The organism is Streptomyces sp. NPDC048461 (assembly GCF_055587105.1).
In genome coordinates, this window is record NZ_JBVJGW010000010.1 from 197718 (window position 1) to 220216 (window position 22499).

Genomic DNA, 22499 nt, shown 5'->3' on the forward strand with positions numbered 1-22499 from the left:
GTCCCCCCGCGCGCCGGCGCCACCGGCCGCCCGGACCTCCGGGCGGCGTGAGGCGCGTGGAACTGCACATCGACCACCGCTGGCTGCTGGAGCGTCAGGAGGCCCTGTTCAAGGACGTGGAGGTCGCCGACCACTCCGCGCTCGTCGCCGCCGTCGCCCGCCACCGGGTGAACACCCCCAGTCTGCGCGTGGACGACCCGGACGCCTTCTGGCGGGCCGCCGCGCTGCTGGAGGCGATCGTCCTGCTGCGGCCGCTCCCCGACCACAACGAGTACTTCGCGTACGGGGTGGCCGTCGCCTACGTCGAGGCCTCCGGGGGCGGGACGGTCGACGCCGCGTACGAACAGTGGCACGAGCTCGTCACCGACATCCGGCTGTTGCGCGTGAGCGTCTTCGACGTGGCCGACCGCCTGCGGTCATGGCGGGCGTAACCCGCACCCGTCCGCCCGAGGCCGCAGGTGCCTTCGCGGCGACGGCGGTCAGCGCTTGCGCTGCGCGGACTTCATCGCCTCGTCGACGAGGCGGACGCCGCGGGCGAGGCGGCTGAGCTGTTCGAGCTCCACCGCGTACATCCGGATGGTGTTCTCGATGACGGACTCGGCCACGCCCAGCGTGGGCAGCTCGGCCCGGCTCGTCTGCAGGGCCACGCGGACCGCGCGTATCTCGTGCTGGAGCTGGAGCTGCACGTGCCGGACGAGGATCGCGTGGTGGCGGTTCAGCGTCAGGTAGCTGCCGTAGCGGGCCGGGAGGAGGTCCCTCAGCCAGCGCGAGGCCGTGCGTTCCCAGTCGTGGGTCCCGGGTGCCTTGACCTGGAGGGGCCAGTCCGGGCTGCGCGTGATGGTGGCCGTCTGGGGCATTCTCGTCACTTCCGAGGGGTGTCGAACTCTGATCGAGACGTGCAGGGTGGGCGGCCTCGGCCCAGGGGTTGACCGAGGCCGCCGGGGCGCTCAGCGGGATCCGAAAGCCTGGACTCGGCACCCGGGGCGCGACCTGAGGAGGTTCGTCGTGCCGGGTGTCTCTTCAGGAGGGCGTGGGGACGCCTTCCTTGGCATCTGGTGGATCCGGAGCGCCGCCGCCAGTAAACATATATACCGTCGAGTAAGCAAGCGTATGAAAAATTTCATGCACCCGTAGGTTTGAATATCCCCTGCGGTCAAACAGCCGTGACCGGCTGCTACAGGAAGAATCCGTGCTGGTCGGCGACCTGCTCGTAGCTTTCGAGCCGGGCCTGCGTGCGCTCCGGGTCGGCGTCCGCCATCGCCTGCAGGAGGGCCGCCGACAGCATGCCGGGCGCGGCGTACGAGTCGAACACCAGGCGTGACCCGGTCCCCGCCGTCAGCGACACGTCCGCCTCGTCCACCAGCGGTCCCAGCGTGGGGTCCGTGATCAGCACGACGCGCAGCCCGGTGCTGCGGGCGGCCCGGATCGCCGCCAGGGTCTCCTTGGCGTGCCGCGGCATGGCGAAGGCCAGCACCCACGTCCCGCCGGCCGCCCGGGACTGCAGGAGGGCGTCGAAGGCGACGCTCCCGCCGCGGGTCACCAGGCGTACGTCGGGGTGGATGCGCCGCGCCGCGTACGCGAAGTACTCCGCCAGGGAGACCGAGATCCGCAGCCCCAGCACGGTCAGCGGCACCGAGGCCGCCAGCTCGCGGCCGATGTCGAGGACCTGGTTGGTGTCGGCGAGCAGCCGGCGCACGCTCTCCAGGTTCTCGATCTCCGCGTCGACGGCCGCCTGGAGCTCGTTGCGGCGGATCTGTTCGCGGAGGTCCGGGGATCCGGCGACCGCGCTCAGCGCGATCGGCTGGAGCACGTCCCGCAGGGCGGGATAGCCGCTGAACCCGAGGGAGGCGGCGAAGCGGGTCACCGAGGGCTGGCTGACCCCGACCCGTTCGGCGAGCTCGGTGATCGACAGGAACGCCGCCTCGGTGAGGTGGTCGATCAGGTACTGGGCGATCCGGCGCTGCCCCGGGGAGAGCCGGTGGCCGTCGAAGAGCGCGAGGAGCCGGTCGGCCGGGGGTTTCCCCAGCTCCGGACCCAGCGGCGGTCGGCCGCTCGGCGTGATCGCGGCCGCCTGCGCGCGTGCCTGCTGCCCCGATGACACCGGCGGGCCTCCTTCTCATGTCACTCGCGTTCAAACATAGCTCACGCCCTGTGGTCGCCGACGCGCCGGACGGCCCGGTACGGGCGCCGGAGGTCCCCGGCTCCGGAGGTCGGCGCGCTCCCCCGGCCCGGCGCCGGGACGGCCACGCGCGGCGGGACCCGCACACCAGGGTGTGCGGGTCCCGTCCGTACCGCTCGGTTCACTTGGCGGCGGAGTTCTCCCAGCGGTAGAACTCGTGCGCCATGGCGTCCTTGGGGCTGCGCCAGGTGTCCGGGTTGTGCGGGCTGATGTACGCCGTGAGCCGGTCGCTGAGGTCCCGGAACTCGGGGTGTTCGGTGACCTGGGCGATGGCCGGGCCGGGCGGCCGCTCGGACTCGATCAGGTGCAGGTACACGTCGCCGAACTGGAACAGGCTGCGGCGCGAGACCCCGACCAGGTGCGGGAGCTCTCCCGCGTCCGAGCCGGAGAACAGCTCGGCGATGTCGGGGGCCGATCCCGGCGCCATGCGGGCGACGATGAGAGCGCGGTGCATCCGGTTGCTGCCTTTCGCTTCGAGGGCGGATCACGCGGGGCGGATCACGGGAACGGGTCGCGGGGGCCGGCCACCGGGGACGGACCGCCGATGCCGGTTCACCGGGACCGGTTCAGCGGTGGCTGACGGCGGGGGCGGTCCCCTCGCGCTCCCGCTGCTCGATCTTGTCCCGGATCAGCGCCATCTGGACCTTGGAGTTGCGGTTGATGTTGTCGGTCATCCAGGCGTCGTCGACGGGCGCCTCCGGCTTCATCGCGAAGTCCTGGGTCCACTTCATCCGGGTCCCGCCGCCGGGCACCTCGTCGTACTGCCAGTGGATGTCCATGTGCGCGAAGGGCCCGGTCTCGACCCGGCGGGCGCGCACGCTGCGGGCGGCGCGGTCGGCGGTGCGCTCCGAGACCCAGCTCCACACGGTGCCGTTCTCGTCGGGGTGCATGGTGAGGCGGAACCGGGTGGTGTCCCCCTCCTCCTCCAGGATCTCCAGCGCGGCGTACTCGCTGAACAACTGCGGCCAGTTGGGGAGGTCGTTGGTCACCTCCCACACCAGGTCGAGGGGCGCGTTGACGGTGATCTCGTTCTCGGTGTGGCCTGTCATCTCAAGCTCCTGTCATCAGGCTGTTGTTGACGAGGTCGAGGAACTCGCCGGGGGTCTTGCAGCGGTCCGCGTCGGTGGGCAGCGCCCGTCCGCGCCGGTTCTCCAGCTCGCCGACGATTCCGAGCAGGCCCAGCGAGTCGAGCCCGTAGGAGTCGAAGGCGGAGTCGGGGCGGGTCGCCATCTCGGCGGGGTCGACGGTGATGCCTGCGGTCTTCATCAGGACCGCCAGCTCTTCCATGGTCAGTCGGTCGGACATGGTGGCGTCTCTCTTCCTGTGAGGGGACTGCTGGGCTCCTACGCGGGCGCCGCGGGGCCCTTGCGCAGGACGAGCGCGGAGTTCGAGCCCATCCGGCCGCGGCTCAGGACGAGCGCGGTGCGCAGCTCCGCGGGGCGGGCGCTGCCGGTCACCACGTCGAGGTCGTGGCACACGTCGAAGACGTTCGGGGTCGGCGGGACCACCCCGTGTTCCAGTGCCAGGACCGCCGCGGCGGTGTCCAGCGCCGGTGCCGCGCAGTAGGCCCTGCCCGTACCGGTCTTGGGCGCCGTCACGGGCACCCTGCGCCCGTGTCCGCCGAGGGCGTCGGCAAGGGCCGCCGCCTCGGCCGCGTCGGCCCGCGGGGTCCCCAGGGCGTCGGCGAAGACCACGTCGATCTCCTCGGGGGCGCAGTCCGCCTCTCGCAGGGCGCCGCGGATGGCGTGGGCCAGGCCCTCGCCGGCGTCGTCGGGCCGCCGGGTGCCGCTGAAGGTCGCGGCGTGGCCGGCCAGTACGGCGCGCACGGTGGCTCCGCGCGCGAGGGCGGCCCGCTCGTCCTCGACGACGAACATCGCGCCGCCCTCGGCGGGTACGTAGCCGCAGGCGCCGGCGGTGAACGGCCGGTAGGCCCGCTCGGGGTCGTCCCGGGTGCTCAGTCCCTCGTACTCCAGCTGGCAGACGATGGAGTACGGCGCGAGCGGTGCCTCCGTCGCGCCGGCCAGCATCGCCCGGCTGCCCCGGCGGATGCCGCGGACGGCGTGCGCGAAGGCGTCGAGACCGCCGGCCTCGTCGCTGGCGACGACCCCGCAGGGGCCCTTGAGGCCTCGGCGGATGGACACCTGGCCGGTGCTCGCCGCGTAGAACCAGGCGATCGACTGGTACGGGCCGACGAAGCGCGGGCCCTGCTCCCAGAGGTGCTGGAGCTCGCGCTGGCCGAACTCTCCGCCGCCGGAGCCCGCGGCCGTGACGACGCCGAAGGAGAACGGGTCGTCCTCGTAGTCGGCGCGGCCGAGCCGGGCGTCCTCCAGGGCGAGGTCGGCGGCGGCGAGCGCGTGGTGGGTGAACCGGTCCGTCTGGACGAGGAACCGGTCCTCGACCATCGCGCCGGGGTCGAAGCCCCGCACCTCGCCCGCGACGCGCAGCGGCAGGTGCTCGCATCCGGGCCGGGTGACCCGGTCCAGGACGCTGACGCCGGACTGGGTGGCCTTCCAGAAGGCGTCGGCGCCGATGCCGTTGGGCGCGACGACCCCGATGCCGGTGATGACCGTACGGCTGCTCACGAGACCTCCTCCTTCGGCCGGCTCATGACGACGGCGGACTGGAACCCGCCGAAGCCGCTGCCGACCGAGAGCACGCTGCGCAGCGTGCGGCTGCGGGCGGTGCGGGGCACGTAGTCGAGATCGCACTCGGGGTCCGGCGTCTCGTAGTTCGCCGTCGGCGGGACCACCTGGTGGGTCATGGCGAGGACGCAGGCGGCGAGTTCGATCGCCCCGATGGCGCCGAGGGAGTGGCCCACCATCGACTTGATGGAGGTCATCGGCGTCTTGTACGCGTGGTCCCCGAGGACCCGCTTGACGGCCGCCGTCTCGTGGCGGTCGTTCTGCTTGGTCCCGGAGCCGTGCGCGTTGACGTAGTCGATGTCGGACGGGGATATGCGGGCCTGTGCCAGGGCCGTCTCGATCGCGCGGGCCATCTCCAGGCCTTCGGTGGTCAGCCCGGTCATGTGGTGGGCGTTGCCGAAGGTGGAGTAGCCGCCGATCTCGCAGTACACGGTCGCGCCGCGGGCGCGGGCGTGTTCCAGCTCCTCCAGGACGAGGACGGCGCCGCCCTCGCCGAGGACGAAGCCGTCCCGGTCGGCGTCGAAGGGCCGGGAGGCGTGGGCCGGGTCGTCGTTGTTGGGGGAGGTCGCCTTGATGGCGTCGAAACAGGCGACGGTGATGGGCGAGACGGGTGAGTCGGAGGCGCCGGCGATGCAGACGTCCATCCGTCCCTCCTCGATGGAGTGGACGGCGTACCCGACCGCGTCGAGCCCGGAGGTGCAGCCGGTGGAGACGGTCTGCACCGGTCCGCGCGCCCCCGTCTGCTCCGCGACGGCGGAGGCGAGGGTGGCGGGCGTGAACGCCCGGTGCAGGAAGGGACTGGCGAGCTTGTGGTCGACGTCCCACCAGGCACCGGACTGGCTCACGGCCACGTAGTCGTGCTCCAGACGGGTGGTTCCGCCGACGGCGGTGCCGAGGGAGACCCCGGTCCGCCAGGCGTCGTCGGTGGTGAGGTCGAGACCGGAGTCCCGGACCGCCTCGCGGGCGGCGACCAGGGCGAACTGGATGTACCGGTCCGCCCGGGCCGCCTCGTCCTCGGTGAGGCCGTGCGCGGCGGGGTCGAAGTCGACCTCGGCGGCTATCCGGGAGCGGAACCCGGCCGGGTCGAAGAGGGTGATGCCGCGGGTCGCCGTACGCCCGTTGGAGAGCAGGTCCCAGAAGGCGGTGACGCCGATCCCGCCGGGGGCGACGACGCCGACCCCGGTGACCGCCACCCGGCGGCGCGTCATGAGACCACCCCGGTACGGTCCGGGGGCTGCTCCCAGGCGGTGCTCTCCGGGTGCGGCGCCTCCTCGGTGTCCACGTGGCCGAGCTCCGGACGCGGGGCGAGCGGGCCGAGGTGGAAGACCATCCGGGCCTCGGTGTCGCCGACGTTGCGGAAGCGGTGGCGGACGTTCAGCGGGACGAGGAGCCCCTGGTCGGTGCGGAGCGGGTGGGCCTCGCCGTCGAGGTCCACCTCCAGCTGTCCGGCGACCACGTACACGAACTCCTCGGAGTACGGGTGGTAGTGCTCGGCGATCGACTCCCCGGGGGCCATCACGGCCAGACCCATGAAGCCGCTGGTGGACCCCACGGAGGTGGGGGTGAGCACCGCCCGGAGGTCGCCTCCGCGCCTGCGGTTGGGCGGCGTCTCGCTGAGGTCCACGATGCGTGGGCGCTGTCTGGTCATGACGGGGTTCCTCCTGGCGTGTGGGAAGCCTGGACGAGGCTGGGGGTGGGCTGGACCGGGGATCAGGACCGCGCGGGTGCCCGGCGGTCGGTGACCAGGTTCATCGTGCGGTGCGCGGCGCCGGCCCGCTCGGCGGGCGCGTCCGTCAGGCGGGCCAGCACCGCCGCCTTGCGGGGGTCCTGGATCCCGTAGGCCGCGTCGGGGTCGGTGCCCTGCGGTCCGCGCACGTCGACCAGGCGGACGACGATGTCGTCGCGCTGGAAGATGCTGCTGCTGCGCACGGGGCTGTCGGGGCCGTGCGCGGCGGCCTCGTCCTGTCGGGCGAGGAACTTGGCGAGGGCCGGGCCGCAGCCGGGCTTCGCCGGGTAGAACAGCGCGTGCCGCCGTACGTCGGCGCTCTCCGGTTCCCCGGCCGCGATGTGGTGGACGGCGGGGAGGGCGGCGCGCATGAAGAACATGCGGGCGGACTCCGGGTCGTTCAGGTTCCGGTCCTTCTCCAGGTGCGGGTTGAGCGCCTCTTCCGCGGCCCGGACCCCGGGCTGCTCGGACACGTGGCGCAGGGCCGCCATCAGGTCGCCCTGCACCTCCACCGTGCGCACGACGCGGTTGCCGTGCATGAACAGCGAGGTCCGGCAGAGCCGGGTGTGGTCGTCGACCCGTGCTTCCGGCGAGGCGTAGCTCGACAGGATGGAGGCGACCTCCTCCTCGCTGCCCGGCTTCACCGTGAAGGTGAGGGCGTGGCGCACGATGCCGGCGCCCAGCCGGGGGACGGGCTGGAGCCGGGCCGAGGCCGGGCGGGCCGCCTGGTCGTAGCCGCGTCCCGTCTCGCGCAGGACGGTGAACTTCAGCGGGCGCATGGCGCGGGCGCAGGCGCCCAGGGGCTTGACCTGCTCGGCGTGGTGCTCGCTGTTCACCCAGGCGAGGTACTGCGGGGCGCTCTCCCACTCGCTCGTGATGAGCCACTGCGAGGGGTTCTCGAAGGACTGGCACAGCTGGTCGCTGATGTGGCCCGGGACCGACGCGATGTCGTGGCGGAGCTTCTCGTACGCCTCGAAGAACTGCTGCTGGGTCCCCTCGTGGAGGTCCATCAGGAGGACGACCCGGAGCATGGAGCCGTCGAAGGCTGACTGCGACACCCGTTCGGACAGGGTGGTTGTCATCTACTCACTCCTTCATGAGGGGGTGGAGATCCATCGCGTACGGACCCCTCGTCCGTCACCGGTGGCGGTCTCCCGGGCCGGCGGCCGCCTCGATCGGGACGGGCAGGCCGGCGCGTCTCAGGGGGATCCGCTGTCGCTCATCGTCGTCCGGAAGGGGACGTACCGCTACATGTCCGGATCAAGCGGGTGACAACCGGCGAATCAACCGGGCCTGATCTTCGATCGGGGGCATAAAGACTCCACTCCCCCACACAGAAAACAGGAGCCCGCAGCTGATGGAAGACAAAGCCGATGTTCGCGTACCGGTTCTCGTCGTGGGCGGCTCTCTCGTGGGCCTGTCCACCTCGCTGTTCCTGAGTCGCCACGGAGTGCGGCACCTGCTGGTCGAGAAGCACTCCGGCACCTCCGCGCACCCGCGCGGCCGGGGCATCAACGCCCGGACGATGGAGCTGTTCCGTACCGCGGGAGCCGAGAGCGCGATCCGCCGGGCGGCGTCCGTACTGGAGGGCAACCAGGGCATTCTGCAGACCGAGTCACTGACCGGTGACAACCACAAGTGGCTGGTCAAGGCCATCGACCCGTCCGGGGCGCTCCGGCGTTTCAGCCCGACCGGGTGGTGCCTGTGCAGCCAGAACAACATCGAGCCGGTGCTCGCCTCACAGAGCCGCGCGCAGGGCGCCGACGTGCGGTTCTCCACCGAACTGATGAGTTTCGACCAGGACGCGACGGGGGTGAGCGCCGTGGTGAAGGACCGGGAGACCGGCGAGCACACCACCGTGCGCGCCGACTTCCTGATCGCGGCGGACGGGCCCCGCAGCCCCGTGCGCGAGCAGCTGCGGATCCCCCAGACGGGTAACGGCGAGCTGTTCCACAACGTGAGCATCACCTTCAGCTCGGAGCGGCTCGCGGAGGCCCTGGGCGACCTGCGGTTCATCGTCTGCTACCTGATGCGGCCCGGTGCCGACGGGGCGCTGCTGCCCGTGGACAACGACAAGCAGTGGGTGTTCCACGCCCCGTGGCACCCCGACCGGGGCGAAACCCTGGAGGACTTCACCGACGAGCGCTGCGTGGCCCAGATCCGCAACGCGATCGGCGTACCGGACCTGGACGTGGAGATCGGCGGCAAGGCGCCGTGGCACGCCGCCGAACGGGTGGCGCAGCGGTACTCGTCCGGACGGGTGTTCCTCGCCGGCGACGCGGCCCACGAGATGTCCCCCACGGGGGCGTTCGGCTCCAACACCGGCATCCAGGACGCGCACAACCTGGCCTGGAAGATCGCGGCCGTGCTGGACGGATCGGCCGGGATCGAGCTGCTCGACACGTACGAGGCCGAGCGGCTCCCGGTGGCCCGGGCCACGAGCGAGCGCGCTTCGGCCCGTTCGGCGGAACACAGCCACCCGGGGTACGCGCCGCCGCCCACCATGGGCGGCGGGCCCGGCAGCGGGGTCCTCACCACGGCGATGGGCTACAGCTACCCGCAGGGTGCGGTCGTCGGGGGCGATCCCGGTCGGCCGATCATCCCGGAGGCGCTGCGCCTGACGGGTGACACGGGCACCCGGGCCCCGCACCTGTGGGTCACCCGGGCGGGGGAGCGCGTCTCCACCCTGGACCTGTACGAGCGGTCCTTCGTCCTGCTCAGCGGGACGGGCACGCCGTGGCGCGAGGCCGCCGAAGAGGTCGCCGGGCAGCTGTCGGTGCGGCTGGACGCCTACGCGATCGGCTCCGGCCGGGACGCCGACCTGGTTCCGGAGGGCGATGCCGACTGGGCCGCGGCCCACGAGATGACGCCCGAGGGGGCCGTGCTCGTACGGCCGGACGGATTCGTCGCGTGGCGGTCCGAGGACGCGGTCTCCGATCCCCGGGCGGTCCTGCTCGACGTCATGTCTACGGTGCTGCGCCGGGCGTGACGACCTCGCTCCCCCTTCCGCCGGCCGTGCGCGCGGCCGGCGGAAGGGGTTCAGCGGCAGGCCCAGCAGCCTGCCCAGCAGCCGGCGTTCGCCCGGGCGGGACGGCGTCCGCCGTGCCCGGGGCCGGCTGCCTTCGCTTCGGCCGCGTCGCGCTCGCGACCGGTCCGGCGCGCGTAGCAGGCGACCACGACCGCGATGGCGGCCAGTTCCTCGGGGGCTGCCAGGCCCCTCTCCACCCGGATCAGACTCGCGATCGGGGCCGGGTCCACCTGGGCCATCGGGGCGGTCGCGGCGGTTGCGGCGGTCGCGGCATCGTTCGGCATCGGCACGGCCTCTCGTACGGGGGCTGCCCGTGTGCCCGGTCGCGGTGCGAGGGACGAACCTGCTCGGCGCTGACTCGGGCGGCGCACGGGTGGCGCGGCACGCTGACGGGAGGGGTTCCGCGCAAGCGAACCGGCCGGCGGATTCTCGTCGGGTCACCCGGACTCCCGACGCGACCGACGCTACAAGCGCGGCGCGCGCCCGGCACTCCGGCGCGGCGCGGCCCCCGGGCCGCGCAACGGAGCGCGCGGCGCACCCCTGCGGCCCTGCCGGAGGTCCCGATGTCCCCCGCGGCCCGGGCGTTCGCCGGGGCCGCACTCCAGAAGGCGGGCCCGTCATGAGCGGACACCAGACCCTGCTCTGCCGGGGTTGTTCCGGCCACCTGTACGCCGTGTGCACCACGGACCGGGCCGGCGGGAACGCGGCCGGCCAGTGGGAGGTCGACCACGAGACGGCGGTGGTGTGCCCCCTCGACGGGCTGCTGCCCCTGACGGGAACGGCGTCGGCGGTCCACGACCTGCCCGGCGCCGACGAGGTGCTCTGGCCGCCGGAGTGATCCGGGCCCGGCGGGTTGGCCCGGACGGGTGACGCGACCGCCCGGGCCGGCTCCCCGGGGCGGGGCACGGTCCGACCCGGCCGGTGTTCGACCGTTGAACCCTCCCGCCCTGCCACGCCCTTTCCCGGCGCGATGTCTTGACGCCCCGTGGGGTGGGGAGCACAGTGTCAGCGGCCCCCTTGAGAGCGCTCTCAAGGAGGGCGCCCCACTGCTCCCCCGGCTCTGATCCTCCCCCCACCGGCGCCTCGCGGCGCCTCAGAGAGGGCACCCATGCACCGGACATCCCCCACCGGGCGACCCACCGCCCGACGGGCCCGCGCGGCCGCACTGGCCGCCGTGGCCGTGATCGCCGCCGCCGCGGCGGCCCTGTCCCTGCCGGCCAGCGCGGCGGCTCCGCCCGCCCCCGCCGGCTGGTCCCAGGTGTTCCTGGACGACTTCGACGGAGCCGCGGGCTCCGGCGTGAACACCACGAACTGGCAGTACACCACCGGGACGAGCTACCCCGGCGGTCCCGGAGGCTTCGGCACCGGCGAGATCGAGACGATGACCGCCGACCCCGCCAACGTCTCGCTCGACGGCGCGGGCAACCTCCGCATCACGCCGAGGCGGGACGCGGCCGGCAACTGGACCTCGGGCCGCATAGAGACGAGACGGGCCGACTTCGAGCCTCCGGCCGGCGGGACGATGCGCACCGAGGCGCGCATCCAGATGCCGAACGTGACCGGCCCGGCGGCGAAGGGCTACTGGCCGGCGTTCTGGATGCTCGGTGCCCCCTACCGCGGCAACTGGTGGAACTGGCCGGGCGTGGGCGAGCTGGACATCCTGGAGAACGTCCAGGGCATCAACCAGGTGTGGGCCACGATGCACTGCGGCACCAGCCCGGGCGGCCCCTGCAACGAGAAGTCCGGCATCGGCGGCCAGACCGTCTGCCCGGGCACCAGCTGCCAGTCCGGGTTCCACACGTACGCGGTGGAGTGGGACCGGTCGACGGCGGTGGAGGAGATGCGCTTCTTCGTCGACGGCCTGAACTACCACACCGTACGGGCCAACCAGGTGGACGCGGCGACCTGGACGAACGCCACGAACCACGGCTACTTCATCATCCTGAACGTGGCGATGGGCGGGGAGTTCCCGGCGGCCTTCGGCGGCGGCCCCGACGCGGGCACCGAGCCGGGCCACCCGATGGTCGTCGACTACGTGTCGGTCCTCCGGTCGACCGGCGGCACGACCCCGCCCACGACACCGCCCACGACACCGCCGACGACTCCCCCGACCACGCCGCCCACCACACCGCCGCCCGGCCACCGGGACGCGTACGGCTCGATCCAGGCCGAGTCCCACGACGCCCAGGCGGGCCTCGTGCACGAGACGACCACCGACACCGGGGGCGGCGAGGACGTCACCACGATCGGCAACAGCGACTGGGCCCGCTACGACGGCGTGGACTTCGGTGCCGCATCCGCGCGGCAGTTCCTCGGCCGGGTGGCGAGCGGGGCCGCGGGCGGGGTCAGCGGTCTCGTGGAGGTGCGCCTCGACAGCAGGACCGCCCCGCCGATCGGCAGCTTCTCGGTGGCGAACACCGGCGGTTGGCAGAGCTGGCGGACGGTGCCGGCCAACATCACCGCCGTGACGGGAACCCACGACGTCTACCTGACCTTCACCAGCGGCCAGCCCGCCGACTTCGTCAACGTCAACTGGTTCGGCTTCGGCCACTGACCCGAGCGAGGAGGCCCCGATGAACACCCCACGCGCCACCCACCACAGCGGCCCGCACCGCCCGCACCGCCCGCGCCTTCCGCTCGGCGTGTTCCACCCGTTCCACCCGTTCCGCCTGCTCCGTCGCCGGCTCCTGCCGGCCGCGCCGTCCGGAACGCAGACCGGCCTGACCCTGGGCATCGGCTGGTGACCGACCGGTACGGCCGGGGCGTCCCGGCCGTACCGGTTACCCTGCTGTCCGCGGGCGAGGCGAGCGCCCCCGGACACCAGGAGGAGCATCCGTGCCCGAACTTCGTCCCGGGAACCGCCCCACCCTGGAGGCGGTCGCCGCGCGTGCGGGAGTGTCCCGCGCCACGGCCTCGCGCGTCGTCAACGGCGGCGACGGGGTCCGCGCGCCTCTGGTGGACAAGGTGCGCGAGGCCATCAGGGACCTGGGGTACGTCCCGAACCCCGCGGCCCGAACGCTGGTGACCCGGCGCACCGGCGCCGTCGCCGTGATCATCGCCGAGCCGGAGATCCGGATCTTCTCCGACCCCTTCTTCTCCCGCCAGGTGCGCGGCATCAGCAGGGAACTGACGGTGCACGACACCCAGTTGGTCCTGCTGCTCGTGGAGGACAGCGGCGACTACGACCGCATCGACCGCTATCTGGCGGGCGGCCACGTCGACGGGGCGCTCGCCTTCTCGCTGCACACCGACGACCCGCTGCCCGCGATCACGCGCCGCATCGGCATGCCCACCGTCTACGGCGGCCGCCCGGGGTGGACGGCCGGGCCCGGGGAGCTCGGGGACGTGGTGTACGTCGACGCGGACAACCGCGGCGGCGCGCGCGACGCGGTGCGGTACCTGCTGGACCGGGGCCGCCGGCGGATCGCGCACATCGCGGGCCCCCTCGACCAGACGTCGGCGGCGGACCGGCTGAGCGGGTACCGGGACGTACTGCCGCTGGCCGACCCGGCGCTGGTCGCCGAGGGGGACTTCACCGCGGCGGGCGGGGCGCGGGCGATGGCGCGGCTGCTGGACCGCGACGCCGGGATCGACGCGGTGTTCGCCGGGAACGACCTCATGGCGACCGGCGCGCTGCGGGTGCTGCGCGAGCGCGGACTGACCGTCCCCGGGGACGTGGCGCTGGTCGGCTTCGACGACGCGGAACTCGTGGCGGAGGGCACCGATCCGCCGTTGACGACCGTGCGCCAGGACGTCGAGGGGATGGGGCGCCTGATGGCCCGGCTGCTGCTGGGCATCCTGAACGGCGGCGCGGACGGGCGCCCCGCGCCCGGCCCGGTCATCACCGCGACGTCCCTCGTCGAGCGTTCCTCGGCCTGACGCCGGCCCGCTACGGGGTGCGGGGAGGCTTCCGGTCGGGCTCCAGCCGGTAGCTGACGCAGTCGCGGTTCTGGCAGGGCCCCGGGCCCCAGGTGGGAACGACGACACCGAGGGTCTTGTGGCGGTGGACCGCCGACTGCACGGACTGCTTGCAGGTCGGACACGTGTACGCGCCGACCGCACTCTCTGTCTTGACCATCTCTTTACGATAAGCCCGTACCGGCGGGTCGGGAAGTGCAGAGTTCATTCCCCGGCCGATTCGGCCGGGGGCGGCCGTCTGACGCTGAGCACCACGGAACCCGCCAGGACGACGACGATCACCGCGAGACTGACCGGCGAGGGGATCTCCGGGATGCTCGGGCTGATCATCTTGTGGGACGCCTGGAGGATGAGCTTGACGCCGATGAAGGCCAGGATGATCGCCAGCCCCTTGCTCAGGTACTGGAAGCGGTCCAGGAGCCCCGCGAGCATGAAGTAGAGGGCGCGCAGGCCGAGGATGGCGAAGGCGTTGCTGGTGTAGACGATGAACGCGTCGTCGCTGACGGCGAGGACGGCCGGAACGCTGTCGACGGCGAAGATCAGGTCCGCGGCCTCGATCGCGGCGACCACGGCGAGCAGCGGGGTCGCCATCCGGATGCCGGCCTCCTTCACGAAGAACTTCGCCCCGGCGTATTCCTCGCTCACCGGCATGATCTTGCGGAGCATCCGTACGGCGAAGCTCCTGCCGGGGTCGAAGCTGTCCTCCTCGTCCCTGAGGAGTTTGTAGGCGCTGTAGAAGAGCACCGCCGCGAAGGCGAACAGCACGGCGGTGAACCGGCTGACGACGGCCACGCCGAGGGAGAGGAAGATGCCGCGGAAGACGAGGGCGCCGATGACGCCGAAGAACAGCACGCGGTGCTGATAGGCGCGGGGCACCTTGAAGTACGCGAAGATCACGGCGAAGACGAACAGGTTGTCGACCGAGAGGCTCTTCTCCAGCAGCCAGGCGGTCGTGTACTCCGTACCGGCGTCCACGCCCAGCACGACGAAGACGACCCCGCCGAAGACGAGCGCGAGCCCCACCCACAGGCCGCTCCAGGCGGCGGCCTCCTTGAAGCCGATGACGTGCGCGGTGCGGTGGGCCAGCAGGTCCACCGTCAGCGACACCACCACGGTCGCGGCGAACGCCCCCCACAACCAGAGCGGAACCTCGAGCACGGCGGACACCTCACCACGGCCCGCGGGCTGTGTGTGCGGACCCCTCTACCGCAGTGTGCGGCATCCCGCCCACCCGGGCACGCGGAGCGGCGCCTCCCCGAGGGGTACCGCCGGGGCCGGTGACCCGGCGGCCGGGGGCGGGAGCGGGTTGGGCGCGCGGGCAGTCGGACGGTTGCCGTCGGCCGAACGGCTGCGTGCCGCGTCGCACCGGGGCGCCGGGTCCGGTTTCTCCTAACATCGGCGCAATCAATCCGATGTTCAGGGGCTCCGGAGCCGGCCAGGACCGCGCCGGAGCCTCCTGCCGTGAGGAGTTCCATGTCCCGCGCCCACCGGTCCGCCACCGCGACGGCATGGCTGATCGCCTCCGCCCTGGCCCTCACGGCCGCGGCCCCCGCCCGGGCCCTCGCCGCACCCGGCTCCCCGGCCCGCCACGAGGGGCCCGCCGCCGACGGGCACCCCGGCGTCGGCCACGGCGACGGGCCCGCGCCGAGGGCCGACGAGGCAGCCACCCTCGGCGCGGAGCACGCCCGCACGCACGCACGGCTCCGGGAGGCGGTGAAGGGGACCCAGGGCTATCCGCAGGCGAAGCGCACGGCGAGCCTTGCCGGGCACCGGGAGTCCCAGCTGAAGGCGAACAAGGCCTTCCCGGCGGCGCGGTACGGCCGCTTCACACGGTTCTTCCCCTCCCCCGATTTCGGGGTCCACGTGGCCCAGCTGCCCACCGGCAAGGTGCTGCTCTTCTCGTTCGAGCGGGTGGAGGCCGACCCCACGAAGGAGACCGGCCCCACCAGCACGGTGGGCCGGACGAACGCCGGCCGCGGCTACCTCTGGGACCCGGCCAGGGGGACCGGCGCCGACGCCTTCAAGAAGGTCGCGCCGCCCGTGGTCCTGGTGCCCGACGGCGGCCACGCCCCGCGCCCGGCGCCGTTCTTCTGCGCCGGGCACGCCTACCTCCCCAACGGCATGGTCGGCGTCTTCGGCGGCAACGTCGGCGGGAAGGGCGGCAGCGGGGCGAAGCTCTCGTTCGTGTTCGACCCGTGGACCGAGCACTGGTACCGCAACCGGGACATGGCCGTCGGCCGCTGGTACCCCTCGGCCGTGACCGCCGCCGACGGCCGCCAGATCATCATGTCCGGCCAGTCCGAGCGCGGTACGGGCACCCCGACCCCGGTAGTGGAACGCTTCCCCGCGCTGAGGCACCCGGTCCCCCGGAGGCCGTTCGACATCCCGGTGGACCTCTCGGCCGAACGGCTCCGCGCCGACGCGCCGTTCCGCAACGACTACCCCCACCTGTTCTCGCTGCGGGACGGAATGATCTACGGCCTGGGGCGCGACGCCGACCAGCAGTGGCTGTTCGATCCGGTCAGGGAGGTGCGCACCGACCTCCCGCGCCGGCCCGCCGACTTCCGGGGGTACGGCTCGGCGGTACCGCTGCCGGCCGGATTCCGCGGCCCGGACTCGGTGCTGGTCCTCGGGGGCGACCCGCGCGACCCCTCCACGTACCGGCTCTCGGGCGGGCGCTGGACGACCGAGGCACCACGGGCCTTCGGCCGCACCCAGGACGACACCCTGATCCTGCCGGACGGGACGCTGCTCACCGTCAACGGCGCCCTCGACACCCGGGACTACGGCCACGGGCCCTTCAACCCCCGGGCCGACCCCAAGTACCGGCAGGTCGAACTGCGGGATGCCGGGGGGCGGTGGCGGCTCGGGCCGGCGCAGCGGCTCCCCCGCGGCTACCACTCCAACGCGCTGGTGATGCCGGACGGCCGGGTGATGGTCACCGGCGACGAGCTCCAGCAGATCGCGAACGACCCGGACATCGACGACGCGATGGACGGCAGCATCGAGCTGTACGAGCCGGCCTACCTGCACCGGGGCACGCGCCCGGCGCTCGACCGGGTCCCGGCGCGCGAGCTCGGCCACGACGAGGCCTTCGAGGTCGTCAGCTCGACCGCGGCGGACGTGACGCGGGCCGTGCTGCTGGCGCCGTCGACGGTCACACACTCGGTGAACACCAGCCAGCGCCATCTGGAGCTCCGCCGCACCGGCACCCGGGGCACGGCGATCGGGCTCCGTACCCCGCCGACGGCGGCCGATGCTCCGCCGGGGTACTACATGCTGTTCCTACTCGACGCGAAGGGCGTTCCCAGCGCCGCGAAGTGGGTGAAGCTGGGCGTCCGCTGAGGTGGCGCCGCGGAGGGGAGCCCTTCCCCGGACGGGGCGAACGCAGCCGTCTATCGGGGAGCGGCGCCGGACCGCGCGAACCGCACCACCGCGGTACGCCCGTCCGCGCGGAGCGCGCCCTCGTACGGGCCCGCCACCAGCGCGGCGTCGTACGGAGCCAGCTCCTCGGCGCCGCCGGACCCGTCGGGCCGCTCCAGCGCGGCGGACCCGTCCAGCGCCACGACCAGGAGCGTCTCGTCCGGGTGAACGGCGAGGCCGAGCCGGCCCCGTACGACGGCGGTCTGCGCCCGCACGGCGTCCCTGCGGTACATCACGTTGAAGTTCACGACCGGGCCGGCGAGCAGCCTGCAGCCGGTGTCCTCGTCGCCCGCGAAGTCCTGCGGTGCGAACCGCTCGTCCACGACGCGCCGCACCCCGCCCACCGCGAGGTCCATGCCGGCGCCCTCGGCGAGGGTGAGGGTGCGGTCGACCCCGGGGAAGGCCGAGAACGGCCCGTCGGCGGCGACCTCGGCGAGGCTGACGCGCCAGGCGAAGTCGTCGGCGCCGGCCCCCTCGGGGCGCACCGCGATCTCCCGGGTGACTCCGCCGCCGTTCTTCCATGCGGTGGCCGTACGGCCGGCCGCCCTCAGGATCCGGACCCCGCCGCCGTTGTTCATGACGCCGACCCTATCGGGCGGCGTACCGCGCCTGGGGCGCTGCTCAGGCGTCCTGCTCCATGGTGGGGCGCAGGCGTTCGAGCAGGGCGTAGAGGGTCGCGCTCTCGGCCGCGTCGAGGGTGTCGAGGGCCCCGCGCGTCGCCTGCATCTCCTCCCGCACGCGGCGGATGACCTCACGGCCCTCCTGCGTGGCGACGACGTTCTTGACGCGGCGGTCGGTGGGAGCGGGCTCCCGGCGCACCAGCCCGCGGGCCTCCAGGCGGTCGACGATCCCGGTCACGTTCGAGGCGTCGCAGACGAGCAGCGCGGCGAGGCCGCGCATCGGCAGCGGGCCGTCGAGCTGGGCGAGGACCTTGGCCTGGGTGGAGGTGAGGCCGTGGCGGGCCGCTGCGGCCGCGAAGTCGCGCCACTGGGCGGTGCCGATGGCGGCGAGGAGCTCCAGCAGTTCGAGCTTGGAGGGCGCGTACGGGGCGGGGTGGCTCATGCCTGGAGCGTACTCAGGATCATTGACATTATCAATTGTTTACTTGACCACCTTAACTGTCGACGTCTACCGTCGGCCGAGTTGCTTGATGACATCAAACATCTGCGATCTGAAGCACTTAAGCCCCACCAGCCCTAAGAGGTCCCGCCCGCCATGAGCTCCCCCTCCCCCGCCGCCACGCCGGACTCCGGGCACCGGAACGAGACGGTCATCGTCTTCGCCCTGAGCCTGGCCGCGATGGTCGTGTCGATGATGCAGACCCTGCCCGTCCCGATCCTGGGGCTCATCCGCACCGACCTCGGCACCTCCACCGCCAACGTGAGCTGGGTGACCACCGCCACCCTGCTGTCCGCGGCCGTCTTCACCCCGCTCCTGGGCCGCTTCGGCGACCAGCACGGCAAGAAGCCGACCCTGGTCGCCGTGCTCGGCGTGATGGTCGCGGGTTCGGTCGTGGCCGCCCTGGCCTCCTCCCTGCCGCTGCTGATCCTGGGCCGGGTGCTCCAGGGAGCGGCCACCGCGATCTTCCCGCTGGCCCTGTCCGTGCTGCGCGAGGAGGTCCGGCCGCAGAAGCTGCCCGGCGCCATGGCCCTGGTCAGCGGCACGCTCGCGTTCGGCAGCGGTCTGGCGCTCGTCGCCACCGGGCTGCTCACCTCGGGGGCGGACGCGGACTACCGCAACGCCTTCTGGATGGCCACCGGCTTCGCGGCCCTCGCACTGCTCGCCGTCGTCTTCCTGGTCCCCGCCACCCGCCACAAGACGGGAGGGCGCACCGACTTCCTCGGCGCCCTGACCCTGGGCATCGCCCTCCTCCTGCTCCTGCTGCCCATCTCCCAGGGGCACGAGTGGGGCTGGGCCTCCGGCCGCACGCTCGGCAGCTTCGCCGGCGCCGCGGTGATGGCCGCCGTCTGGGTGCTGACCGAGCTCAAGGTCCGCGAGCCGCTCGTGGACATGCGGATGTTCGTCCACCGCCCGGTGCTCATGGCGAACCTGGCCGGCATCCTCGTCGGCTTCGGCATGTTCGCGAACTTCCTGGGCGTCTCCTACCTCGTCCAGATGCCGCAGGCCCTCACCGGCTACGGCTTCGACGCCTCGATCCTGCGCGCCTCCGTCCAGTTCCTGCTGCCCGGCGCCATCGTCTCGCTCCTCGCTTCGCCCATCGGCGGCCAACTGGTCCGCCACCGGGGCCCGCGCGTCGCCCTGGGGCTGGCGGCGGGGCTCGGCGCCGCGGGCTTCGGCTGGCTCGCACTGGACCACCAGCACAGCGCCTCGGTGATCGGGGCCGGTCTCGTCGTCGGCGCGGCCGTCAGCTTCGGTTACGCGGCCATGCCCGCCGTGATCATGGCCAGCGTCCCGCACCACCAGAGCGGCATCGCCAACGGCATCAACTCGATCTCCCGCTCCACGGGCAGCGCGATCGGCAGTGCGATCGTGACGACGATCCTCGCCTCCAAGACCATCGAGCACCTCCCGGCGGGCGTCCCGCCGCTGCCCGCCGAATCCGGCTTCACCCTCACCTTCGGCATCGGAGCGGCCGCCTTCGCCCTGGTCGCGCTGATCAGCTGGCTCGGCCTGCGGGGCGGGCACGGAACGGTGGCCGCCGGCTCCCCCGAGGCCGCCCCGGCCGCGAAGGCCTCCGCGGCGGCCACGAGCGCGCCGGCCGCGGCCGGCTGACCCGGCTGCCGGTCCGGCGAACCGGCCGGTCCCGGCTCGCTCACCCTCACCCGGGTGCCGACCGCCCCCGCGGCCGGCGCCCGGGTGTTCCGTTCACGCGGCCCAGGGCAGGACCCGGGTGCCCTCGGTGCCGGGCACCTCCACGACGCCGTCGGCGCGCATCGCGACGTACGCCTCCGCCCCCTCGGCGGCGCGCACCCGGCGGAGGACGTCCGGAGGAAGGATCAGGGTCTGACCGGCGGAGACCCGCTCGGTGCGGCCGGCGCAGGTGACGTCCAGGACGCCGGCGGTGACGGTCCACACCTGCTCGCGGCTGACGAGGTGCTCGGGGCCGGCGGAGCCGGCCGCCATCGCCACGTGCCAGGTGCTGAGCTCCGCGCTGCCGCGGCTGGGTGCGGCGTGGCCGGTCATGGTGGCGTTGGGCGAGACGGTGACGTTCTCGGCCGTCGGACGGACGACGTGCATTGGTGACTCCCGAAGGTGGATGGATACGGCTCGGACACTGAGTAAAGAAGCTTTACTTGAGACGAGTAAAGCACATTGACCCACCTGTGCCACCCTGTGTGTGTGGAGACCGACGAAGGACCCGAACTGACCTTCCTGCTCGGGCTGGGCTTCCAGCTGGTGCTGGCCGAGTTCACCCGGCGCGTGGCCGCGGCCGGATACCCCGACCTGAGACCGGTGCACGGCATGACCTTCCAGATCCTGAAGGGCCCGGGCGCCACCGGCAGCGAGCTCGGCGAGCGGCTGGGCGTCACCAAACAGGCCGCCGGGCAGCTGGTCGACGACCTGGAGAAGCGCGGCTACGTGCGGCGCGAACCGCATCCCGCGGGCGGGCGGCGCAAGCTCGTGGTGCTGACGGACTCCGCGTACCGGCACCTCGCGGTCGCCGGGCGGATCCTGCACGAGCTGGAGGCCGAACTCGCCGGGCAGACCGATCTCGCCTCGCTGCGCCGGGAGCTCGGACGGCTGGTGGGCGCACTGACCGACGGCCGCGAGCCGCCGCCGCTGCGGCCCGTCTGGTAGCGGCCGGCCCCCGGCCCGTCCCCGCGACCCCTCCCCCCGGCCCGTCCGCAGCCCGCCGCGGTCGCCCCCGGTGGGCCACCGCCGTGCACGACGTCCACGACGTGCACGACGGACCGCGCGCACCGAAGGTGGAAGGACCGGACGCAGGCCGTGCGAGCCGGAGAAGCCGCGCGAAGGAGGCCGTACGCGTGGATCACGAGGGCTCGGGGGCACTGCGGGGGTCGTCGCCGGACGAGGTCCGGCGCGGGGCGGCGCCGGACTCCGAGCCACCGGCCGCCCCCGCCGAACCGGCCGCCCAGACCGGCGCTTCCGGGGCGCCCGGCCCCACGGCTCCGGCGATCGTCGTGATCGTGACCGGCGTGGCCGGGTCGGGCAAGTCCACGGTGGCGCGGCTGCTGGCCGAACGGCTCGGCTGGACCTATCAGGACGCCGACGTGTTCCACACCCCGGACGACCGGGCCCGGATGGCGGCCGGCGAGCCCCTGACCGACGCCGACCGGAGCCCGTGGCTGGCCGCCGTCTCCGGCTGGATCGGCCGACGGGTCGAAGCCCGGGAGCCCGCCGTCGTCGCCTGCTCCGCGCTCAAGCACGCCTACCGGGACCAGCTGGTCGCCGGACGCCCCGGTGTACGCCTCGTGCACCTGCACGGCTCGCCGGACCTCATCCGCTCCCGGCTGCTGTCGAGGCACGGCCACTTCTTCCCTCCGGCGCTGCTGGACAGCCAGTTCGCCGACCTCCAGGAGCCCGGCCCCGACGAACGCGCCTGGGTGATGGACGTCGACCGGCCGCCCGGGGCCGTGGTCTCGGCCGTCGTCGCACGGCTCGCCGCGGACGCGCCCTTCCCTCCCCCCGTACCGAGCCGCGCGCCGAACACGCCCCGCACGGCCACGGCGTCCGGGGAGCAGTGGCGGCTCCACCACGGCGCCCAGGCGGCGGTCGTGGTCGAACTGGGCGGAGGGCTGAGGCTGTACGAGGTGGACGGGCGGCCGCTGCTCGACGGATTCGCCGCCGACGAACCCGTCACCGGCGGGCGGGGCCAGCTCCTGGTGCCCTGGCCGAACCGGGTGGCGGGCGGCCGCTACCGCTTCCGCGACGAGGACCGGCAACTCGCGCTCACCGAGCCCGAGAACGGCAACGCGATCCACGGCCTCCTGCGCTGGGTGCCGTGGCGGCTGCTCGCCCGCACCGAGGACACGGTCACCGTGGGCACCACCCTGTTCCCGCAGCCCGGGTACCCCCACCGCCTGGAGGTCGCCGCCACCTACCGGCTCGGGCCCGCCGGCTTGGAGACCACCGTCACCGCCACGAACTCCGGGACCACGCCCGCGCCGTACGGCATCGGCCAGCACCCCTACCTCACCGTGGGCACGGACGTCGTGGACACCGCGCTGCTGACCGTGCCGGCCCACTACCGCCTGCGTACCGACGCACACGGCCTGCCGGCGGGGCAGGAGCCGGTCGAGGGCACGGCCCACGACTTCCGCACCGCGCGGCCCATCGGCGCGGCGCGCCTGGACACCGCGTACACGGGTCTCGCCCTGGACCGCGCCGGTCACGGCGTGGTCCGCCTGGCGCACCCGTCGGGGCGGCACGGCATCGACGTACGGCTCGACGAGGGCGTCCGGTACGTGCAGGTGTACACCGGGGACACCCTCGCCGAGCCCGGGCGGCGGCGCCGGGGCGTCGCCGTCGAACCGATGTCCTGCCCGGCCGACGCCTTCCGCACGGGCACCGCGCTCACCGTGCTGGAGCCGGGCGGGCGCCACGTCTTCCGGTGGGGGCTGACGCCGTGGGGTGCCTGGTGACCGCGGACGCCGTGCCGCC

25 protein-coding genes are annotated in these 22499 nt (G+C 73.4%); 10 read left to right on the forward strand and 15 right to left on the reverse strand.

The window, feature by feature from the left end:
• Positions 1–56 precede the first annotated feature (56 nt).
• The gene (locus ACZ6S8_RS19545; protein ID WP_469457319.1) at positions 57–431 is read left to right on the forward strand and encodes a toxin Doc; all 375 of its coding nucleotides are present in this window, start codon (positions 57–59) and stop codon (positions 429–431) included.
• 48 nt (positions 432–479) lie between these two features.
• Here the strand turns inward: ACZ6S8_RS19545 and ACZ6S8_RS19550 are convergent, their stop codons facing one another.
• The 9 genes from ACZ6S8_RS19550 to ACZ6S8_RS19590 form a co-directional block, all read right to left on the reverse strand.
• Positions 480–857, reverse strand: a complete 378-nt coding sequence (locus ACZ6S8_RS19550) for a hypothetical protein (protein WP_469457320.1) — start codon at positions 855–857, stop codon at positions 480–482.
• A gap of 317 nt (positions 858–1174) precedes the next feature.
• Positions 1175–2101, reverse strand: coding sequence for a MurR/RpiR family transcriptional regulator (locus tag ACZ6S8_RS19555; RefSeq protein WP_469457321.1), 927 nt, complete (start codon positions 2099–2101; stop codon positions 1175–1177).
• Positions 2102–2300: 199 nt separating this feature from the next.
• Positions 2301–2633, reverse strand: coding sequence for a TcmI family type II polyketide cyclase (locus ACZ6S8_RS19560; RefSeq protein ID WP_469457323.1), 333 nt, complete (start codon positions 2631–2633; stop codon positions 2301–2303).
• A gap of 112 nt (positions 2634–2745) precedes the next feature.
• The gene (locus ACZ6S8_RS19565) at positions 2746–3228 is read right to left on the reverse strand and encodes an SRPBCC family protein (RefSeq protein ID WP_469457324.1); all 483 of its coding nucleotides are present in this window, start codon (positions 3226–3228) and stop codon (positions 2746–2748) included.
• Position 3229: 1 nt separating this feature from the next.
• Entirely contained in the window at positions 3230–3484 is a 255-nt protein-coding gene (locus ACZ6S8_RS19570) for an acyl carrier protein (RefSeq protein WP_469457325.1), read from the reverse strand.
• A 38-nt stretch (positions 3485–3522) separates the two neighbouring features.
• On the reverse strand, positions 3523–4761 hold the full coding sequence (locus ACZ6S8_RS19575) for a beta-ketoacyl synthase N-terminal-like domain-containing protein (protein ID WP_469457326.1): 1239 nt from the start codon (positions 4759–4761) through the stop codon (positions 3523–3525).
• On the reverse strand, positions 4758–6029 hold the full coding sequence (locus tag ACZ6S8_RS19580) for a beta-ketoacyl-[acyl-carrier-protein] synthase family protein (protein WP_469457327.1): 1272 nt from the start codon (positions 6027–6029) through the stop codon (positions 4758–4760). The genes ACZ6S8_RS19575 and ACZ6S8_RS19580 overlap by 4 nt, the downstream gene beginning before the upstream one ends.
• Positions 6026–6469, reverse strand: a complete 444-nt coding sequence (locus ACZ6S8_RS19585) for a cupin domain-containing protein (RefSeq protein WP_351282109.1) — start codon at positions 6467–6469, stop codon at positions 6026–6028. Before ACZ6S8_RS19585 ends, ACZ6S8_RS19580 begins: the two co-directional genes overlap by 4 nt.
• Before the next feature lie 62 nt (positions 6470–6531).
• Positions 6532–7629, reverse strand: coding sequence for a SchA/CurD-like domain-containing protein (locus ACZ6S8_RS19590; protein ID WP_469457329.1), 1098 nt, complete (start codon positions 7627–7629; stop codon positions 6532–6534).
• Between the two features lie 275 nt (positions 7630–7904).
• On the opposite strand from ACZ6S8_RS19590, the gene ACZ6S8_RS19595 reads away from it, so the two are divergent.
• The gene (locus ACZ6S8_RS19595) at positions 7905–9536 is read left to right on the forward strand and encodes an FAD-dependent oxidoreductase (protein ID WP_469457330.1); all 1632 of its coding nucleotides are present in this window, start codon (positions 7905–7907) and stop codon (positions 9534–9536) included.
• Positions 9537–9586: 50 nt separating this feature from the next.
• Here ACZ6S8_RS19595 and ACZ6S8_RS19600 read toward each other — a convergent pair whose 3' ends face one another.
• Positions 9587–9859 carry an acyl-CoA carboxylase epsilon subunit gene (locus ACZ6S8_RS19600; RefSeq protein ID WP_469457332.1) on the reverse strand — a complete coding sequence of 91 codons (273 nt, stop codon included), beginning with the start codon at positions 9857–9859 and terminating at the stop codon, positions 9587–9589.
• 335 nt (positions 9860–10194) lie between these two features.
• On the opposite strand from ACZ6S8_RS19600, the gene ACZ6S8_RS19605 reads away from it, so the two are divergent.
• The 4 genes from ACZ6S8_RS19605 to ACZ6S8_RS19620 all read left to right on the forward strand — a co-directional run bounded on the left by ACZ6S8_RS19605 (position 10195) and on the right by ACZ6S8_RS19620 (position 13454).
• Entirely contained in the window at positions 10195–10413 is a 219-nt protein-coding gene (locus ACZ6S8_RS19605) for a hypothetical protein (protein WP_469457333.1), read from the forward strand.
• A 270-nt stretch (positions 10414–10683) separates the two neighbouring features.
• Positions 10684–12129: a glycoside hydrolase family 16 protein gene (locus ACZ6S8_RS19610; RefSeq protein WP_469457335.1), complete on the forward strand. Its 1446-nt coding sequence runs from the start codon at positions 10684–10686 to the stop codon at positions 12127–12129.
• Positions 12130–12148: 19 nt separating this feature from the next.
• Positions 12149–12319: a hypothetical protein gene (locus ACZ6S8_RS19615; protein ID WP_469457338.1), complete on the forward strand. Its 171-nt coding sequence runs from the start codon at positions 12149–12151 to the stop codon at positions 12317–12319.
• 91 nt (positions 12320–12410) lie between these two features.
• On the forward strand, positions 12411–13454 hold the full coding sequence (locus tag ACZ6S8_RS19620; RefSeq protein ID WP_469457340.1) for a LacI family DNA-binding transcriptional regulator: 1044 nt from the start codon (positions 12411–12413) through the stop codon (positions 13452–13454).
• A gap of 10 nt (positions 13455–13464) precedes the next feature.
• Here the strand turns inward: ACZ6S8_RS19620 and ACZ6S8_RS19625 are convergent, their stop codons facing one another.
• Both ACZ6S8_RS19625 and ACZ6S8_RS19630 read right to left on the reverse strand, forming a co-directional pair.
• A complete protein-coding gene (locus tag ACZ6S8_RS19625; protein WP_469457341.1) occupies positions 13465–13653 on the reverse strand; it encodes a hypothetical protein in 189 nt (62 codons plus the stop codon).
• 44 nt (positions 13654–13697) lie between these two features.
• A complete protein-coding gene (locus ACZ6S8_RS19630; RefSeq protein WP_469457343.1) occupies positions 13698–14651 on the reverse strand; it encodes a TerC family protein in 954 nt (317 codons plus the stop codon).
• A 315-nt stretch (positions 14652–14966) separates the two neighbouring features.
• On the opposite strand from ACZ6S8_RS19630, the gene ACZ6S8_RS19635 reads away from it, so the two are divergent.
• The gene (locus tag ACZ6S8_RS19635; protein ID WP_469457345.1) at positions 14967–16838 is read left to right on the forward strand and encodes a glyoxal oxidase; all 1872 of its coding nucleotides are present in this window, start codon (positions 14967–14969) and stop codon (positions 16836–16838) included.
• Between the two features lie 50 nt (positions 16839–16888).
• Here ACZ6S8_RS19635 and ACZ6S8_RS19640 read toward each other — a convergent pair whose 3' ends face one another.
• Together ACZ6S8_RS19640 and ACZ6S8_RS19645 are read right to left on the reverse strand one after the other, a co-directional pair.
• A complete protein-coding gene (locus tag ACZ6S8_RS19640; protein ID WP_469457346.1) occupies positions 16889–17494 on the reverse strand; it encodes a HutD/Ves family protein in 606 nt (201 codons plus the stop codon).
• A gap of 43 nt (positions 17495–17537) precedes the next feature.
• The gene (locus ACZ6S8_RS19645; RefSeq protein WP_469457348.1) at positions 17538–17978 is read right to left on the reverse strand and encodes a MarR family winged helix-turn-helix transcriptional regulator; all 441 of its coding nucleotides are present in this window, start codon (positions 17976–17978) and stop codon (positions 17538–17540) included.
• A 153-nt stretch (positions 17979–18131) separates the two neighbouring features.
• Here ACZ6S8_RS19645 and ACZ6S8_RS19650 point away from each other — a divergent pair, with 153 nt between their 5' ends.
• Entirely contained in the window at positions 18132–19649 is a 1518-nt protein-coding gene (locus ACZ6S8_RS19650; RefSeq protein WP_469457350.1) for an MFS transporter, read from the forward strand.
• Between the two features lie 93 nt (positions 19650–19742).
• Here ACZ6S8_RS19650 and ACZ6S8_RS19655 read toward each other — a convergent pair whose 3' ends face one another.
• A complete protein-coding gene (locus tag ACZ6S8_RS19655) occupies positions 19743–20114 on the reverse strand; it encodes a cupin domain-containing protein (RefSeq protein WP_469457352.1) in 372 nt (123 codons plus the stop codon).
• Positions 20115–20216: 102 nt separating this feature from the next.
• Between ACZ6S8_RS19655 and ACZ6S8_RS19660 the strand changes: the two genes are divergently transcribed.
• Positions 20217–20675, forward strand: coding sequence for a MarR family winged helix-turn-helix transcriptional regulator (locus ACZ6S8_RS19660; protein ID WP_469457354.1), 459 nt, complete (start codon positions 20217–20219; stop codon positions 20673–20675).
• Positions 20676–20863: 188 nt separating this feature from the next.
• Positions 20864–22480 (forward strand): gluconokinase, GntK/IdnK-type, encoded by a 1617-nt coding sequence (locus tag ACZ6S8_RS19665; RefSeq protein WP_469457356.1) that lies wholly within the window; start codon positions 20864–20866, stop codon positions 22478–22480.
• The last annotated feature ends 19 nt before the right edge of the window (positions 22481–22499 follow it).

Bases quoted from the DNA above. Each gene is read 5' to 3' on its own strand.
- ACZ6S8_RS19560 (WP_469457323.1), bottom strand. From the start codon at position 2,633: ATGCACCGCGCTCTCATCGTCGCCCGCATGGCGCCGGGATCGGCCCCC.
- ACZ6S8_RS19595 (WP_469457330.1), top strand. From the start codon at position 7,905: ATGGAAGACAAAGCCGATGTTCGCGTACCGGTTCTCGTCGTGGGCGGC.
- ACZ6S8_RS19615 (WP_469457338.1), top strand. From the start codon at position 12,149: ATGAACACCCCACGCGCCACCCACCACAGCGGCCCGCACCGCCCGCAC.
- ACZ6S8_RS19565 (WP_469457324.1), bottom strand. From the start codon at position 3,228: ATGACAGGCCACACCGAGAACGAGATCACCGTCAACGCGCCCCTCGAC.
- ACZ6S8_RS19645 (WP_469457348.1), bottom strand. From the start codon at position 17,978: ATGAGCCACCCCGCCCCGTACGCGCCCTCCAAGCTCGAACTGCTGGAG.
- ACZ6S8_RS19655 (WP_469457352.1), bottom strand. From the start codon at position 20,114: ATGCACGTCGTCCGTCCGACGGCCGAGAACGTCACCGTCTCGCCCAAC.
- ACZ6S8_RS19650 (WP_469457350.1), top strand. From the start codon at position 18,132: ATGAGCTCCCCCTCCCCCGCCGCCACGCCGGACTCCGGGCACCGGAAC.
- ACZ6S8_RS19580 (WP_469457327.1), bottom strand. From the start codon at position 6,029: ATGACGCGCCGCCGGGTGGCGGTCACCGGGGTCGGCGTCGTCGCCCCC.
- ACZ6S8_RS19605 (WP_469457333.1), top strand. From the start codon at position 10,195: ATGAGCGGACACCAGACCCTGCTCTGCCGGGGTTGTTCCGGCCACCTG.
- ACZ6S8_RS19610 (WP_469457335.1), top strand. From the start codon at position 10,684: ATGCACCGGACATCCCCCACCGGGCGACCCACCGCCCGACGGGCCCGC.
- ACZ6S8_RS19570 (WP_469457325.1), bottom strand. From the start codon at position 3,484: ATGTCCGACCGACTGACCATGGAAGAGCTGGCGGTCCTGATGAAGACC.
- ACZ6S8_RS19625 (WP_469457341.1), bottom strand. From the start codon at position 13,653: ATGGTCAAGACAGAGAGTGCGGTCGGCGCGTACACGTGTCCGACCTGC.
- ACZ6S8_RS19600 (WP_469457332.1), bottom strand. From the start codon at position 9,859: ATGCCGAACGATGCCGCGACCGCCGCAACCGCCGCGACCGCCCCGATG.
- ACZ6S8_RS19640 (WP_469457346.1), bottom strand. From the start codon at position 17,494: ATGAACAACGGCGGCGGGGTCCGGATCCTGAGGGCGGCCGGCCGTACG.
- ACZ6S8_RS19550 (WP_469457320.1), bottom strand. From the start codon at position 857: ATGCCCCAGACGGCCACCATCACGCGCAGCCCGGACTGGCCCCTCCAG.
- ACZ6S8_RS19635 (WP_469457345.1), top strand. From the start codon at position 14,967: ATGTCCCGCGCCCACCGGTCCGCCACCGCGACGGCATGGCTGATCGCC.
- ACZ6S8_RS19585 (WP_351282109.1), bottom strand. From the start codon at position 6,469: ATGACCAGACAGCGCCCACGCATCGTGGACCTCAGCGAGACGCCGCCC.
- ACZ6S8_RS19590 (WP_469457329.1), bottom strand. From the start codon at position 7,629: ATGACAACCACCCTGTCCGAACGGGTGTCGCAGTCAGCCTTCGACGGC.